General features: G+C 39.7%; 12 protein-coding genes. 9 read left to right on the top strand and 3 right to left on the bottom strand.

Features of this window, described 5'->3' with window-relative positions; translation table 11 throughout:
- Nucleotides 1-64 precede the first annotated feature (64 nt).
- Both ACSYTJ_RS01895 and ACSYTJ_RS01900 read left to right on the top strand, forming a co-directional pair.
- Nucleotides 65-1,618: an ABC-F family ATP-binding cassette domain-containing protein gene (locus ACSYTJ_RS01895; RefSeq protein ID WP_491720028.1), complete on the top strand. Its 1,554-nt coding sequence runs from the start codon at nt 65-67 to the stop codon at nt 1,616-1,618.
- Nucleotides 1,619-1,624: 6 nt separating this feature from the next.
- Nucleotides 1,625-3,955, top strand: coding sequence for a glycoside hydrolase family protein (locus tag ACSYTJ_RS01900; RefSeq protein WP_491720029.1), 2,331 nt, complete (start codon nt 1,625-1,627; stop codon nt 3,953-3,955).
- A gap of 30 nt (nt 3,956-3,985) precedes the next feature.
- On the opposite strand, the gene ACSYTJ_RS01905 is transcribed toward ACSYTJ_RS01900, so the two are convergent.
- Both ACSYTJ_RS01905 and ACSYTJ_RS01910 read right to left on the bottom strand, forming a co-directional pair.
- Nucleotides 3,986-4,897, bottom strand: a complete 912-nt coding sequence (locus ACSYTJ_RS01905) for a proline iminopeptidase-family hydrolase (protein WP_491720030.1) — start codon at nt 4,895-4,897, stop codon at nt 3,986-3,988.
- Nucleotides 4,898-4,942: 45 nt separating this feature from the next.
- Nucleotides 4,943-7,387, bottom strand: coding sequence for a Xaa-Pro dipeptidyl-peptidase (locus ACSYTJ_RS01910; protein ID WP_491720031.1), 2,445 nt, complete (start codon nt 7,385-7,387; stop codon nt 4,943-4,945).
- A gap of 95 nt (nt 7,388-7,482) precedes the next feature.
- Between ACSYTJ_RS01910 and ACSYTJ_RS01915 the strand changes: the two genes are divergently transcribed.
- The 4 genes from ACSYTJ_RS01915 to ACSYTJ_RS01930 all read left to right on the top strand — a co-directional run bounded on the left by ACSYTJ_RS01915 (nt 7,483) and on the right by ACSYTJ_RS01930 (nt 9,869).
- Complete coding sequence (locus ACSYTJ_RS01915) at nt 7,483-7,893, top strand: bis(5'-nucleosyl)-tetraphosphatase (RefSeq protein ID WP_491717183.1); 411 nt, start codon at nt 7,483-7,485, stop codon at nt 7,891-7,893.
- 13 nt (nt 7,894-7,906) lie between these two features.
- The gene (locus tag ACSYTJ_RS01920; RefSeq protein ID WP_491720032.1) at nt 7,907-8,491 is read left to right on the top strand and encodes a guanylate kinase; all 585 of its coding nucleotides are present in this window, start codon (nt 7,907-7,909) and stop codon (nt 8,489-8,491) included.
- An 85-nt stretch (nt 8,492-8,576) separates the two neighbouring features.
- The gene (locus tag ACSYTJ_RS01925) at nt 8,577-9,035 is read left to right on the top strand and encodes a hypothetical protein (RefSeq protein WP_491717185.1); all 459 of its coding nucleotides are present in this window, start codon (nt 8,577-8,579) and stop codon (nt 9,033-9,035) included.
- Between the two features lie 12 nt (nt 9,036-9,047).
- Nucleotides 9,048-9,869: a DUF6681 family protein gene (locus ACSYTJ_RS01930; protein WP_491717186.1), complete on the top strand. Its 822-nt coding sequence runs from the start codon at nt 9,048-9,050 to the stop codon at nt 9,867-9,869.
- Nucleotides 9,870-9,910: 41 nt separating this feature from the next.
- Here the strand turns inward: ACSYTJ_RS01930 and hflX are convergent, their stop codons facing one another.
- Nucleotides 9,911-11,182: a GTPase HflX gene (hflX, locus tag ACSYTJ_RS01935; protein ID WP_491720033.1), complete on the bottom strand. Its 1,272-nt coding sequence runs from the start codon at nt 11,180-11,182 to the stop codon at nt 9,911-9,913.
- 162 nt (nt 11,183-11,344) lie between these two features.
- On the opposite strand from hflX, the gene ACSYTJ_RS01940 reads away from it, so the two are divergent.
- The 3 genes from ACSYTJ_RS01940 (at nt 11,345) to ACSYTJ_RS01950 (ending at nt 16,152) form a co-directional block, all read left to right on the top strand.
- Nucleotides 11,345-12,415, top strand: coding sequence for a M24 family metallopeptidase (locus ACSYTJ_RS01940; protein ID WP_491720034.1), 1,071 nt, complete (start codon nt 11,345-11,347; stop codon nt 12,413-12,415).
- 212 nt (nt 12,416-12,627) lie between these two features.
- Complete coding sequence (locus tag ACSYTJ_RS01945) at nt 12,628-14,268, top strand: peptide ABC transporter substrate-binding protein (protein ID WP_491720035.1); 1,641 nt, start codon at nt 12,628-12,630, stop codon at nt 14,266-14,268.
- A gap of 243 nt (nt 14,269-14,511) precedes the next feature.
- Complete coding sequence (locus ACSYTJ_RS01950) at nt 14,512-16,152, top strand: peptide ABC transporter substrate-binding protein (RefSeq protein ID WP_491720036.1); 1,641 nt, start codon at nt 14,512-14,514, stop codon at nt 16,150-16,152.
- Nucleotides 16,153-16,215 lie beyond the last annotated feature (63 nt).

The following is a 16,215-nucleotide window of genomic DNA, read 5'->3' on the forward strand; positions in this document are numbered from 1 at the left end:
GCGGGCTGAACAGTTTACAATATAATTAGCAGATTGTACGAACAAAAATAAGGAGTGAAACATTTTGGCATTACTTGATGTTCAGGATTTGAGCATGAGTTTTGCAGACAAAACCCTTTATGAAGATGCTGACTTCCAACTCAATAAGGGAGAGCACATGGGAATTGTTGGGCAAAACGGAGTCGGGAAAAGTACACTGATTAAAATTATTACTGGTGTCGAGCTTCCTTTGACGGGCTCAATCAAGTGGCAAAAAGGGGTCAGCATCGGTTATTTGGACCAATATGCTGATATTCCAGATGGGATGACGTTGATTCAGTTTCTTCATACCGCATATAAAGATCTTTATGATATGAATGACCGTATGGCTAAATTATACGAAGAATACGCTACTAATATGGATGATAAGCTTTTGGAAAAAGCGGGACGCATCCAAGAACAATTAGAAGCAAATGGTTTCTATGATATCCAGACCAAAATCGAACAGGTGATTACGGGATTAGGATTAGATGACGTTGGTCGTGATCAACCCGTTGCCAAGATGAGTGGGGGTCAACGTTCCAAAATTATTCTGGCAAAATTAATTTTGGAAAGTCCAGAAGTGATCTTGTTGGACGAACCGACTAACTACTTGGATACGGCTCATATTGACTGGCTGGTAGATTATTTAAATCATTTTGATGGCTCTTTTATCGTTATTTCCCATGACTATGACTTTTTGGAACAGGTCACTAACTGTATCTTAAACGTTGCGTTTGGCCAAATCCATAAGTACCGTGGTAGTTTTAAACAGGCGATGCGCCAAAAGGATGAACGTGAAAAAGCCCAAGAAAAGGCTTATGAAAAGCAACAAGTTGAAATTGAAAAGGCGAAGGCATTTATTCGCAAGAACAAAGCGGGGAGTAAGTCTAAGATGGCTAAGTCACGTGAAAAGCAACTTTCCCATATGGACATCGTTGATCCGCCTTCAGCAAATGAACATGCTAAGTTTGATTTCCCATACTTAGACACTGGTTCGCAGAATGCATTATCCGTTGACCATCTTTCGGTTGGATACACGAAGCCCCTGTTACAACCAGTGACGTTTACCGTTACGACTGATCAAAAGATTGGCTTACAGGGATTCAATGGGGTTGGTAAATCGACCTTGATCAAGAGTATCTTGGGTAAAATCAAACCACTTGGTGGTGAGGCTGAATTTTCGCCTTCTGCAAAGGTAAATTATTTTAGCCAAGACTTAGTATGGAATAATCCGCAGATGACCCCAATGCAAATTGTTCAAGATCGTTTTCCTAAGCTCGAACAACGTGAAATCAGAACCAAACTGGCTAAGTGTGGAATTGGTCCTGATAACGTTAGCAAGCCAATGAATGACCTCTCTGGTGGGGAACAAACTAAGGTCAAATTAGCAATGATGGAATTTGTCCCTAGTAATTTCTTGATCATGGATGAACCGACAAATCATTTGGATGATGAAACGAAGGATTCTTTGAAGCGGGCAATTAATAAGTTTCCTGGCAACGCCATTATCGTTAGCCACGAATCATCATTTTATGATCATTTGATCGATAAAGTAATTGATGTTGAAAAGCTGAGTTTAAGAGCTCAGCCTAAGTAATATTGAGTGCCGAAATGGGTTGAACCGTTGCGGCACTTCTTGTTTAGTAAGGAGCGAAATCAAATTAAAACGAACGTAAAACCATATTTATACGCTACCACATTGTTATTAACATTGGCAGCGACAGGTGCTTTTAATCAAACCGCAAGTGCAGATAGCAATAACCAAACGCAAGCGACTGCAATGACTACAGCTGCAAAAGATACGGATACCAAAGATCAAGCAACGAAGGCTAAATCATCAGCATCCAGTTCATCAAGTAGTGCGAATAAGGCGTCTTCCGCTGCCTCAGTTACATCGAGTAGTGCAGATGTAATTAATGGCAGGGCAATTTCTTATGCGAGTGCAAGTGTGGATGTAAATGCCCAAACGATTAATACAATGAATAGCTTTGTTGCTAAAAATCCAGACGTAGTTGATTCGACTTGGAACCAAAATTTCCATTTTAATGCCTCCGATGGATATTCAAACGATATTCAATCCATGATTCCCCACTATAATAGTGATGGATCAGTGGAATACTGGGATATTTACTATCTAGCACAGCCACTCGCTAAGGTGCAAGGGGTCCAATACGAATGGAAGCACATGGTAACGACTGATTTTAAGACCTTTAGGGACTTTGATCCATCGAATCGCTTTAGTATTAATAACGTTGCAATTCCTGATAAATACTATACTAATAGTACTAACGGGACTTCATTTCAAGTCGCTGACACTAATCTCAACGGCCTACCTTGGGGGGCAGCGGCTTCTGGAACGGTCTTGAACAATGATGGTCATTTTACAAAGGATGAATACGGCAACACCATTTTAAAAGATGCTAAACTAGCTTACTTTACTAACTTTTCTGGTGGCCAGACCATCTTCTTAGCTTACAGTAACAATGATGGCCAGTTCCATCCATACGGGCCAACCCCAGTTATGGATCCTAAAAAGATCGATGGACTACAGACTAAGGATGATTTTAGAGATCCATACGTTACTAGACTCAAAAACGGTAATTTTGTTGCTTACGTTGCTGGTGGATTAGACGATCGGATGTATGTATTAACTAGTTCTGATGGGTTAAATTGGGATTATCATCCTGAATACACAATTGACCTAACTGGTTATCATGTGTCTGAAATGCCAGTTATTAAGGAAATTAGTGGGCAACCAATGATGTTCTTTATTGCCGGAAGTAAGGACTATACTGGTAACCAAAGTGGTAGTTATGTATTAACCGGTTCATATAATTCTGATGGGATTTTTGTTAAGGATTCCGATTCTAAGGTTACGAAGATGGATGATGGGTTTGATAACTTTGCTGCTAACTACACCTCAGTGAACTCCAATAAGTTAATTTCAATGGCTTGGTTAGGCAATTGGACTTATTCACCGAACCTTTTCAACTATAATAACATTAACCACTTTGGTAGTTATACGCTAGCACGGACGATCACCTATAAGAATGGTAACTTCTTAGTCGATCCAATCGAACCCAATTCAAGTAAGATTGGCACTTACGATGTGAAGGCTAAGTCCTCATTTTCAGTGGGAACTAATAATAAGGTGGACTTAAACTTCAGTGGTAATCAAACCATTAAGTTAACGAGGCAGGATGGGACCAACAATAACGTTAATCTGCAATTAAAAGGGAAGCAATTAACGATTAGTAGGACTTGGGATATTAACAAAACGATGGATAAAACCGAAACCATTGACCTCGGGACGACGGTTAAGAATGCGGTCTTGTATGTTGATAATAGTTCGATCGAAATATACCTACCAGAAATTCATAAAATGTACACGTTAATGACGCTTAGTTATAAGCAAAATAGTGGTTATAATATGGTGGTTTCTAACGATGCAACAGTCAATTATTCAGCATTTAAGGTTGATAATCAGACTGTTACTAGTGATAACAGGCAAGCATTGTTCACGGCTGCTAAGCAACAAGCTCAAACACGTGTGAACGCCTATCAAAGTAATCTGGTTCGTTCTTTTAAGGCGACCTTAAGCCGAACCGAATATAAATCGGTGGCATCTTCAGTCAAAAGTCAATTACAAACGACCCTTAGCGGATTAAATAATGCGCAAACCAATGGTAGCCTTGTTAAGATTGAAAGTAAATTTACGAAATGGTTAAACAATCTCTCTGCTAAAGTTGCGAACAGCGTAAAACAAATTACCCTGAAAAAGGGAGCTAAACTTTACACGAATCCGAATGGTAGTAAATTTAGCGTAATAAGTAAAAAATCTAAGGGCGTAGCAGTCCAAAAGATGGTTAATATTAATGGCCAATACTGGTATCAAGTAAAGGTTAATAATAAGGTTGGCTACGTTACTAAATAAAAAAAGACCGCTAAATGCGGTCTTTTTTATTTACTTGTTAAAAGTGTCGTTTTCGACTGAACGAATAAAGTCTGCCAAGTGTTTGTAATAAACGGGGGCATTATCGATCATGTGGTGGTGTCCACCTTCTGGTGTTGAAACGAATTGGGCGTTTGGAATCATTTTGGCCATTCGTTTTCCAGTCTCAATCGGCATGGATTCGTGTTCACCAAACGTAACCAGTGTGGGGACGTGATTATCCTTTAAGTGATCAGTATTATGCCATTCACCTAATTTACCAGTGATCACAAATTCATTGTCACCTTGGAAAGCATTGTAAATAGTGGTATTAGCGGTGCTAGTCAAGTGTGAAATGGCAGGCGGTTGTTTTCTATCAATGTAGCCGCGGTTAAGCTTATCAACGTCATTTTGATAACGTTCATTATCATAATCATTGTTAGCTTCACATTCCTTCATGAATGCTAATTCGGTTGGTGAAAATTCCCGTTCACGAATTTGATTTAAATGCTTAGTATAATCATCAATTTCATCGACCATCGAAGAAATGATTGCACCCTTGAGGTGTTCACCGAAGTTTTGGGCGTATAGTTGGACCAACAACCCACCCCATGATTGGCCAATTAAGTAGAACTTATCGATGCCTAGCTTTTGACGGACTTCTTCGACTTCATTTAAAAAGTAGTCGTAGGTCAATACTTTTTTAGCGACTTCTGGGTCATCAAAATCAGGAGAATCAGAGTACCACGATCCTAGTTGATCATACATGTGGACTTGAACTGATAGCCCCTGTTTTCTTAATTGTTCAGCAGTGTCTTCCCAGTATTCATGATTGCCACCAGGCCCACCATGTAAAGCGAGTAGGTGAATTGACCCGGTGCCTGAAGTATGGGTCCAAAGATGGTACCCGTTATCTAAGGTAATGATTTTAGTGCCTGGTTTCATTTAAAGTCCCCATTTCTAATTATTTAATTATTATCTTACCACTTTTTAATCTTTTTTGTGAAGCAGGGGCACTGTAATTGAGGATTGATTAGTGTTTAGGTGGTAGCTTACGCCCATTGTACCGCGTACGGTCATCGATAGATCAGTTGCATATACAACTAGGCCAAGTTTTCGACCTGCGGGGATGGTATAGAAAGTTGGTTGTAGCTCGAAGGATAAATTGTAGTATTGGTTGGCCTTGAGTTCGTTGACGCGGTAACTATTTTGTCGATTTTGCATGTTCAAATGGCCAATTGAAATCATCTTGAACGGGGTCGGATTGTCTTGGAGCGTAAATTCCTTCAAGGAGTCCTTCGTCCATTGGTAACCAGCATTAATTACGTTCAAGCCAAGCGTGGTTGGGTGGACGTTCAATCGCTTAGCATCACCATAGTCAATCAGCATAGCACTCACTAACCCGACGTTATGGTCACTGGCCATCGTGAGGTCTAATTTAACCTTACCATCGATGGTGATTGAATTTTGAAGGGGCTTAGATTGAAAAATTAACCGCGTATTAGCGATGGGCGAATTGCTTGTGGCAACTAGGTCGTTCAACCACTGATCATATTGCCCAGTTTTTTCATTCTTAGTGTATTGAGCCATTTGTTCGGCACTGAGTTGATCCTTAAAGGATGGGGTAACGTGGTCGTAAGGATGGCTAATTTGATTTTGATCGTTCAAATTAATTTGTTTAGTTACTTGGTTACTACTCCAGTCCGTTAGTTGATGCCAAGTAGCTGGTTTGACGTTATCTTGAATCGTAACCGAAGGAATCAAGTCGTTTGCCGAATTGTCGACATCGAGAAGTTTGTTGGATAACCATAGGTTCATCATGTCAGTAAAATCGAGCGATTGAAAGTTATTGATATAGATGTGTTGCCCTTGGTGCAAGAATAGTTTGGTTTCAACGGGGACCTTTTTTAATGCTTGATAGAGATTTTCCACATTGCGCGGTTTGACATTCCAATCGTTCAGCCCATGAACTAATACCATGTCGGCCTTAATGTTTTGCACCTGTTTAAGGTAGTTTCTTGCATCCCAGAATTGATTATAGTTACCAGTGGTTCGATCTTGTTCCCTGGTAATATCAGCAAGCTGGCTTTGCCACTTATTCTTGATGCGGTAATAATCACCTGCTTTTTGTTCCCGACTGAACGTTTCTTCGGCTAATACATCGGCATCTTCACCTTGAAATCCACCAGGGGCTACGACAAGCCCGTTTTCGCGGTAGTAATCATACCAGTTTGAAATGGCTGCTTCTGAGATACAGGTTTTAAGGCCTTCGACTCCGGTCGTAGCCGCAGCGGTTTGTAAGGTCCCAAGGTATGAGCGCCCCGTCATCCCAATGTGGTGATTGGACCACCAAGCTTCGATCTTGACTTCTCCACAACGGTTAGTAAATGCGTTGCGCTTACCATCCAACCATTCAATGATGGCCGTAGTTGAAAGGGTTTCAGCATGATCACCAGTGGTTCGCAATCCATCAGAATCCTTAGTCCCGATCCCAGCAGCATACACCACCGCAAAGCCCCGTGCTAAGAAATAGTTGTTCAATGTGTATCCCCAACCGTTATTAAAGTGTTCTTCGGCATGTTTAGTCGTCTTCCCGTTGCCAGGTCGCTTAGCAGGTAGTGGCTTATTGATTGGCTGACTTTCAATATCTGATAATTCTAATTGGTTCGGCTCTTTCCGTGCAATCGGTTGGTCAACCCGATGGGTCAATTTAGCCCCCGCAATATCATTGGTCCCTTGATCATATGGACTCGCAGTGTAGAGCGTCGGGACCTTTAAACCATGTTCAGTTTCTGATGGTCTAATGACGTGTGCCATTAATAGATCGCGCTTGCCATCGTTGTCGGTATCTAGATCAGATTCAATATAAACGACTTCGCGAATTAAATGGTCAGTATTAAAAACTGGTTGGGTCTTGCCGTTGAAAATTAGCGGCTTTGGAAGATCAGGAAACTGTGCTAGATAACCATTTGATGCTAGATCATCGAGGTAGGTCTGCCCGAACTTAGTGTGGGTATTTAACAATTGATACCACGCCGTGATGAGCGTTTTAGAATCAAATGGACTTGTTTGCTGCTCTGGCAGCGGCAGGTTAAATTCTCGCCACTTTACTAGTGGGTTTGCAAGTGAAAAATCTTCGTTGGTTTGAAAATGTAATAATTGCAACGCCAGGTTATAAAAATTAGTTTGGGTAACGGGGCCATTTTGTTTAAAAAAACTGCTGGCGTCTTGTTTTTCATCAACCATTAGGTCGAAAAGTGCAATTTGTTTGCTAGTATTCGTGCGGTAATTAACGAGGACCCGATTTAAAAAACTGTGCAGGAGTTCTTTGACGGGGAGTTGCTCATTTTCAGCATCTAAGAATCTAATCGTATGTAATTCCGTAACGATTTTCGGAAATTCAGTGGGAACTAAAGCAAATTGATGGTTTTTCATCTAAAAACCTCCTATGATTTGTTATAATTAAAATAGATATTAACAAAATTATGAATTAAAAATAATAAAATAACAATAGAAAGGGTGGATAATTTATGAAAACAGAATTAGATGGTGGTGCCATCGTGTATCGGATGGTTGAAAACCATCCTGAATATTTATTGTTGAAGAGTGCCACTAGTAATTTTTGGGGGTTCCCCAAGGGGCATCTAGAAGGCGCTGAAAGTTATGAGGCCGCTGCAATTCGGGAGGCCAAAGAAGAAACTGATTTGGATATTAAATTGGATACTCAATTCAATCATGACCTAGAATATGATATGAATAACGGCAACCATAAAGTCGTTAAATTTTTTATTTCTGAAGTGGCTGCTAATTCAAATATCACTAGGCAAGAAGCAGAAATTAGTAATTATGGTTGGTTCGATTATGAACAGGCACGTCAACAATTAACTTATGACAACTTAAAAATGTTACTAGACGTAGCAAATAAATATCTGACTAAATAGTGGGTGGAGCGATATGAAAAAGATGGTGCTAGTAATTACAGGAGCAGCCGGGAGCGGAAAGACGACGATTTGTAAGTACATCTGTGCCAAATATAAGTTACCTAAGGTGGTGACCCATACCACTAGGACCCCACGTAAGGGTGAGCAGAATGGTGTTGATTATTACTTTGAAAACGACGCCAGTTTTGCTCAAAAACATTTTTTAGAATCAGTTCATTATTCTGGTGCTCAGTATGGTTCTTCAATGGAAGGCATAGCAGAAGCTTGGAAATCGGCTCCGCTCGCGTGCATTGTTTTAGATACTAAGGGAGCGATCGAATATCAAAATAAGCTCGGTGACCAGGTAGTGATAATGTATTTAACTGTGAATAACGGGCAAAATAGTTCGGAAGCACTTCGTAAACGCATGGAAGGACGGGGCGATGACCCAGCTAAAATTGCCATTCGGCTGCAAAGCGCTGAGAATCAACGTGATCAACAGCTTCCTCCTGAATTAAAGGATCATGCAGTGGTGATTCAAAATAACGAATTGTCAGCTGCTAAACATAGCGTAGATGCATTTATGATGCGCCTACTGAATAAATTGAAAAGTTATTAATCTTTAATGCTTACTTAACAAATCCTTTATAAATATCTGGTAGGATGATTCTTATTAACTTGAAATGAAATCGGGATGATTTAAAATGGATAAACGAACTCCGCCAATCATTACGCCATTCGCAATCCTATCAATTGCATTGGCAATGAGTGCGGTCAATATCGTAAACAATAAGGTAACCCATACTAACGAAGGCGCACCCGTCCAAAGTTCTTCAATTAGTGGGTTTCATCAAAGTAGTGACAGTAGTAATAAGGATGCCCCTAAGGATAAGAACAAGGACTCAAGTAGTGACTCTAGTAGTAATGATAGTACTGATAGCTCCGCTAGTTCTAGTTCTGATAGCAATAAGGACACCACTAGTAGCAGTGATCAATCCAGTACGAATCGTACGGATTCTAGTTCCAGCAGCAAGGAAGAAAGCGATAGCAGTAGTTCTTCTAGCTCTAGTTCTAGTAATGATAATCAAAAAACAGACACCAACAATGACACTACTGATAACACCCAATCATCTAGCAGTAGTGATCAAACACAAAATAATTAGGGGGTAAAATTGATGTTTACTTTTTTAGATGCAGTGAATCAATATCTGGGGTACATTAATTTTAGTCCCAAATTAAAAAATCAAATTTATACAGTTGTTGGTGGGGTGGCCACTGCCTACATGATATATGCAGGGATTCGGTTCTTGATTAACGGAGTGGTCCTACAGGGGATTTTATTCTTGATCGTGGGACTATTGATGTTGTACTTCTTATTTTTAAATGTGGTGTACTTCTTTACTAAATATAAAGCCCCATTTGATATTTCGCCTAAAATTGAAAAGCTATTTAGGATCAAGCCCCGTCAACCCCAAGCTGGTGTTTCAACGAAGCCAGTGATCGATGACATTCAAAATCCCCTTAATATTCCAATGGATGGCTTTTATGACCCTAAGCATGTCTTACCAGCAAGGGTGGTCAGTAACGCTAGTGATTTAAAAAATATTAACATGATTGCCCATGACATGCTTACGAACTCACTAATGACCGATAATTATGCAGGACTAACGGAACAAGAATTAAGTAATTATTTAAGTCGGAGTCGTAAACCAGCTTATGCGATTTGTGCAGGGGCGTTAGTTCCCCACTTTAGTTTGAAGCGGGTGGGGCAAAAATACGTTGCCTATGCTGGAATAAACCAAGCCCATTTACTGCAGGTTGGAACCGTTGTGCGGGTAGGGCTACAATCTGCTCGTAATTTAAATCCAGATCGGATTCAACTATTTGCCGCATCAGCCATTTTAGTTGGTGGTAATTATAAGACCAGTGGCCGTTCGGGAACGATTGATCAAAAACAGGGGTATCAAATTCAGATGCGGATCGCATTCAATCAATAAAATAAAGCGTCGCTTAGAGGGGATCTAAGCGACGCTTTATTTTATTTTTGAACGTATTGATCAAATCGATTAATTTCTTCCGCTGACATTTCAACGGTTAGCTTAGTGCCATCGTCAACGTATTTGGTATCTAATACGGTAGCGTGGTCGTTTAACTCTGAAACGATTTGGCCATCGCTGAATGGGATCAGTAATTCCTTAGTAACGTAGTTTTTAAAAACATTTTCCTTAATTAGCGCTACTAAAGCGTCGATCGATTGCTCGTCATTAGCGGACATAATTAAGTTATTTCCTTCTCTGAATGGGTATCGACTATCAGTTAAATCCGCCTTGTTCATGATGGTGATCATTGGGATGTTAGGGACCCCAATTTCTTCGAGGGTCTGTTCGGTCGTGTTCATCATTAATTGGCGATCGTCATCTGAAAAATCAACCACTTGAACTAATAGATCCGCACCAGCAGCTTCTGCCAAGGTTGAGCGGAATGCGCTGACTAACTGGTGGGGCAGCTTACTAACGAATCCAACGGTATCACTGATCAAGAGTTTTTTATGATCTGGGAAAACTAACCGCCGAACGTTGGTATCTAGGGTGGCGAATAGCATATTCTTGACCATGACCTGCTTATTTTCGTCTCCAAAGCGGGTGAGGAGTTTGTTCATAATCGTTGATTTACCGGCATTGGTATACCCAACTAGCGCGATGGTGGGAACTTGATTCGCTTCCCGTTGTTTTCGCTGGGTCTGGTCTGATTTTTGAATCTGCTTTAATTCATGTTTAATGTGGGAAATTTTATCTTGAATGGTCCGCCGATTCAATTCATATTGTGATTCACCAGCTCCCCGACTGGTAAAGCCGCCCCCACCTGCACCTGTTTGTTGATCTAATCGTTGACTAGCACTGGTGTGGAGTCTGGGTAGTTGGTATTGTAATTTGGCCAATTGGACTTGCAGCTTAGCTTCGTGGGTGCGGGCACGGTTGGCGAAAATTTCCAAAATCAAACCGGTGCGATCAATGATTTTAGCCGTGGTTTGTTTTTCTAGGTTACGGATTTGACTGGGGCTGAGTTCATCGTTTACCACAACGGTATTGACACCGTCGTCAGCTAAAATGGTGGCTAGTTCAGCGACTTTCCCCTTACCAAAGTAGGTAGCAGCATCCTTATGGTCAGATTTTTGAACTAGTGTTTCAATTACTTGCATGTTATTAGCAGTTGCTAGGTTGTTCAATTCATCCATGGAGTAATCAAAATGTTTATCTTTGATGTTTAGGCCAATCGTAATAACTGGTGTTAATTCTTTTTCTTCGTTCATTAAATGCCTCCTGAAATTAATAATACTTCTATTTTAGTCTAGATTATATAATTTCCCAACTATTTGTTGTTGATTAATTTTATCTGTGAGTATATCGTTGATTTTCATCAATAATTAATTTAACATTAATGATAAACTAAATTGGAAATGGGGAATTGTAAAATGGATAATCGGATTGAGGAGACCCGCGCAGCAATGCATAAGGCGGGGGTAAATGGTTTAATTATAACGGATGTTTTTAATTTAATTTACCTCGCTGGATTTCATAGCTTACCAGGTGATGGGTGTTTAGTGATTAATGATGACCGCGTGGTGTTGATCACCGATAGTCGTTATGAAACTGAGATGTCAGAACGATTAGCTGATTCGCCCATTGAACTAGAAATTACGCGTGATTACTATGAGACTGCATATAGTGAGTTGGCAGATACCGCTGGTACAATCGGTTTTGAAAACTCACTTAGTTTTGCTACATACCAAATCTTACAATCAGAATTTGGAACCAGATTGACCGCAGTTGACCAATTAGTAGAAAAATTACGCTACGTTAAGGATCCGAGTGAAATTAATGCGATTAAAAAGAGTTGTCAATTGGCAGATGAAGCCTATTCAGCAATGTTGCACTACGTTCACGCTGGATTGACTGAACGTGATGTGGAGCGCTTCTTGTATGACTGGTTAACTGGGCATGGTGCTAGTAAACCTAGCTTTGATACGATTGTGGTAAGTGGTTATCGCTCTGCATTGCCGCATGGAGTGGCATCTGAAAAGAAGATTCAAGAGGGCGAATTGGTGACCGTTGATTTTGGCTTTTACTATCATGACTATACATTTGACATGACTAGGACGTTTGCGGTTGGCGATCCCGGTGATGAACTGCGGAAAGCATATGCAGTGGTTCAAGAGGCGCAATCACGAATGATCCAAGCGATGCATAGTGGTGTTGATACTCGAATTGTAGATGCAGCGGCCCGTGATTACATTGCAGAACAAGGATATGGCGATTTCTTTGGCCATGGTAGTGGTCATGGTATTGGGTTAGACATCCATGAAGGACCACTGATGGGGCCTAATCGTAAGAACCAAATTTTTGATGGATATGTGATGACCGCTGAACCAGGTATCTATTTACCAGGTAAGGGTGGAATTCGAATTGAAGATGATGTGTTGATCAAGGGCGATAGTTTCGAATTATTGACCCATAGTAATCGAGATTTAATAGTGATTGATTAATATTAATGGGAACGACCTAATTTGATTTTAATTTTAGGTCGTTTTTTATTTACCTTAAATCACTGTTTAATCAGCGTTTTAATTACCCATCAATGGATTTAAAAGTGGATTATTTTAAAATAAATTAAAATAAAATGTGTAAATGTGTTGATTTTAATTTGTTTTTAATTTATTATTGAAAGTGCTTTTAATTCACAAGGGGGAATTTACATATGAAAGTAAAAATGTTTACAAAGGTCGGAAGTGTGGCTTTGATTGCTTCCTTTGGACTAGCTGCCTGTAGTAGTGGTAGTTCCAACAGCGGTTCAGGAAATACAAAGACGTTAACGTTTCAAGAATCAGCTAATTTACCTACCCTAGATCCATCATTAGCCACTGATAGTGTCAGTGCACGGACGATTAATAATAGTAACGAAGGGTTATTAATGATTGGGAGCGACAATAAGGTCGAACCAGGGGTTGCTAAATCATATTCCGTATCAAAAGATGGAAAAACATATACGTTTAACTTACGTAAATCAAAGTGGAGTGATGGTTCCGAAGTCACAGCAAAGGATTTCGTTTACGGAATCCAAAGAACTGCTAACCCTAAGACGGCATCTCAATATTCTTATTTGTTAGATCATGTTAAAAATTATGATGCTATTTCTAAGAAACAAATGCCAGTTTCAGACTTAGGTGTAAAGGCAGAAGGCGATTACAAGCTGGTCGTTACGCTATCCAAGCCACAGAGTTACTTTAAATACATCGCAACAATGACACCACTCTTCCCACAATCACAAAAGGTAGTGGAAAAGGATGGCTCAGCTTATGGAACTAAGAGTACTGATCAAGTTTACAATGGTCCTTATAAAGTAACTGGTTGGACTGGGACCAACGATAGCTGGAAGCTTACTCGTAATAAATACTACTATAATAATAGTAAGACCAAGCTTGATAATATTAAATTTGTGGTTTCAAAGGATGCAGAGACTACGCTAAATCAATATCAAGATGGTAAGTTTGATATCGCGACCCTTTCTGGAAAACAACAGGTTAATAACTTCAAGAATTCATCTGAATTAAAGAAGTTACCACAATCAGCTACTTACTATGTTGAAATGAACGAAAAGAAGGATCCAGAATTCAAGAATGCCAACATCAGAAAGGCTCTTTCATTAGCCATTGATAGAAAGTCATTGACTGATGATGTCTTAGGTGACGGTTCCATTCCTGCCAAGGGGTTAGTACCAACTAAATTGGCTACCCATAACGGAACTGACTTTGCTGATGCCGCTGAAGATTCTAACCAAACCACTAATGACGTTTCATACAACCTAGCAGAAGCTAAGAAGTACTGGGCAAAGGGACTAAAGGAAATTGGTAAGAAGAGTTTGAGCTTGACTTTACTTGCTGATGATACTCCTAACGGGACTAAGACGACCGAAGCTTTGCAAAGTAACCTTACTAAGTTGCCAGGACTGAAAATTACTAACCAAAACTTACCTTACAAGACCCGTTTGAACTACTCAGTTAGCGGTAAGTTTGACTTAGTTGTTAGTGCTTGGATTGCTGATTATCCTGATCCAGTAACGTTCTTACAACTCTTTACTTCTGGTAACGCATACAACAATGGAAAGTGGAGCAATTCTAAGTACGATTCATTGATGGATGCAGCAGAAGGAAAAGATGCAAATGATACTAACAAACGTTGGGATGACATGGTGAATGCTGAAAAGACATTGATGGATGATGACGGGATTATTCCGCTTTATCAATCAGTAAGACCACAGGTACAAAAGAGTTTTGTTAAGGGAATTCAATACTCACCAACCGGAGCTGGATTTAATTTCAGAGAAACTTATCTTAAATAGTAAAATCCGAACGATCCTAAAATGATTTAATTTTAGGATCGTTTTTTGTTTCTTTTAGACAATCGTTCAATCGTTGTTATACCGATTATTATCCTATCTGATGAGCGTTCTTTCTGAAACTTACATTAAAATAAAATGTGAAAAGGTATTGATTTTAACCTAAAATTAATTTATGATTATAAATACTTAAAGTTTTGAAATTACGCCATTCAATCAATGATTGGTGCAAGGGGGATTTTTAAAATGAAGTTAAAGACACTAGCAAAGGTTGGGAGCGTGACACTAGTTACCGCACTGGGTTTAGCAGCCTGTGGAAGCGGTAGTAGTAGCAGCGAATCCGGCAGTACTAAGACTTTAAATTGGCAGGAATCTGCTACGCTACCTACTTTGGATCCATCAAAGGCTACCGATGCCGTAAGTATGCGAACACTGAGTAACAGTAATGAAGGGTTATTAATGGTTGGAAGCGATAATAAAATTCAACCAGGAGTGGCCAAGAGCTACACGGTTTCTAAGGATGGAAAGACTTATACATTTGACCTACGTAAGTCCAAGTGGAGCGATGGTTCAGAAGTAACTGCTAAGGATTTCGTTTATGGAATTCAAAGAACTGCTGATCCTAAAACGGCTTCTCAATATTCCTATCTATTAGACCACGTTAAGAACTATGAAGCGGTTTCTAAAAAGCAAATGCCTGTTTCATCACTTGGTGTTAAGGCGGATGGTAATTACAAGCTTGTAATTACACTTTCTAGACCACAAAGTTACTTCAAGTACATTGCTGCAATGTCACCATTATTCCCACAATCTGAAAAGGCTGTTAAAGAATATGGTGCTGCTTATGGAACTAAGAGTGCCGACCAAGTTTATAACGGCCCTTACAAGGTGACGGGCTGGACTGGGACTAACGATTCCTGGATTTTGACTCGGAATAAGGATTACTACAATAACAGTAAGATCAAGTTAGATAAAATTAAATTCTCTGTATCTAAGGATGCTGGAACAACTTTGAACCAATACCAAGCTGGCAAGTTTGACGTTGCAACGCTATCAGGGAAACAACAAGTTAATAACTTCAAGAACTCTCCTGAACTACATGATTTGAAGACGGCGGCGACTTTCTATCTTGAAATGAACCAAAAGAACAATCCTGATTTAAGAAACGCAAACATCAGAAAAGCAATCTCATTAGCAATTAACCGTAAGGCATTTACTAATGATATCTTAGGTGATGGCTCTGTTCCTGCACAAGGATTGGTTCCAACTGGATTAGCAACACACGATGGTAAGGACTTTGCGACTGCAGCTAATAGTAATAACCAAGATACTAATGGTGTATCATACAACTTAACAGAAGCTAAGAAGTACTGGGCTAAGGGACTTAAGGAATTAGGTAAGAAGAGCATTAGCTTGAATTTACTTGCCGATGATACTCCAAACGGAACTAAGGCTACTGAAACTTTCCAAAGTAACCTAACTAAGTTACCTGGTTTGAAGATTACCAACCAAAACTTGCCATTTAAGACCCGTTTGAGTTACTCACAAAGTGGTAAATTTGATTTAGTAATCAGTGCTTGGAGTGCTGATTATCCTGATCCAATTAGTTTCCTCCAACTATTTACATCTGATGGTTCTTACAACAATGGTCACTGGAAGAATGCTAAGTATGACCAATATGTTACTGATGCAGAAGGAAAGGATGCTAACAACGTTAACAAGCGTTGGGATGACCTTGTTAATGCTGAAAAGATCTTAATGGATAACGCTGGGGTTGTACCAATTTACCAACAAGTTCAACCACAAGTTCGGAAAGACAAGGTTAAGGGACTTGAATACTCCACTACTGGAGCTAATTTCAACTTCCGTGACACATATCTTAAATAGAATTTACTATTAATATTAACCAAAAGTAATATCATGATTATATTGATATTACTTTTGCTGTTT

This window comes from Nicoliella sp. ESL1113 (genome assembly GCF_058509245.1).

Coding starts and splice junctions, on each gene's coding strand:
- ACSYTJ_RS01905 (WP_491720030.1), bottom strand. CDS start 4,897: ATGAAACCAGGCACTAAAATCATTACCTTAGATAACGGGTACCATCTT.
- ACSYTJ_RS01925 (WP_491717185.1), top strand. CDS start 8,577: ATGGATAAACGAACTCCGCCAATCATTACGCCATTCGCAATCCTATCA.
- ACSYTJ_RS01945 (WP_491720035.1), top strand. CDS start 12,628: ATGAAAGTAAAAATGTTTACAAAGGTCGGAAGTGTGGCTTTGATTGCT.
- ACSYTJ_RS01940 (WP_491720034.1), top strand. CDS start 11,345: ATGGATAATCGGATTGAGGAGACCCGCGCAGCAATGCATAAGGCGGGG.
- ACSYTJ_RS01915 (WP_491717183.1), top strand. CDS start 7,483: ATGAAAACAGAATTAGATGGTGGTGCCATCGTGTATCGGATGGTTGAA.
- ACSYTJ_RS01920 (WP_491720032.1), top strand. CDS start 7,907: ATGAAAAAGATGGTGCTAGTAATTACAGGAGCAGCCGGGAGCGGAAAG.
- ACSYTJ_RS01950 (WP_491720036.1), top strand. CDS start 14,512: ATGAAGTTAAAGACACTAGCAAAGGTTGGGAGCGTGACACTAGTTACC.
- ACSYTJ_RS01910 (WP_491720031.1), bottom strand. CDS start 7,387: ATGAAAAACCATCAATTTGCTTTAGTTCCCACTGAATTTCCGAAAATC.
- hflX (WP_491720033.1), bottom strand. CDS start 11,182: ATGAACGAAGAAAAAGAATTAACACCAGTTATTACGATTGGCCTAAAC.
- ACSYTJ_RS01930 (WP_491717186.1), top strand. CDS start 9,048: ATGTTTACTTTTTTAGATGCAGTGAATCAATATCTGGGGTACATTAAT.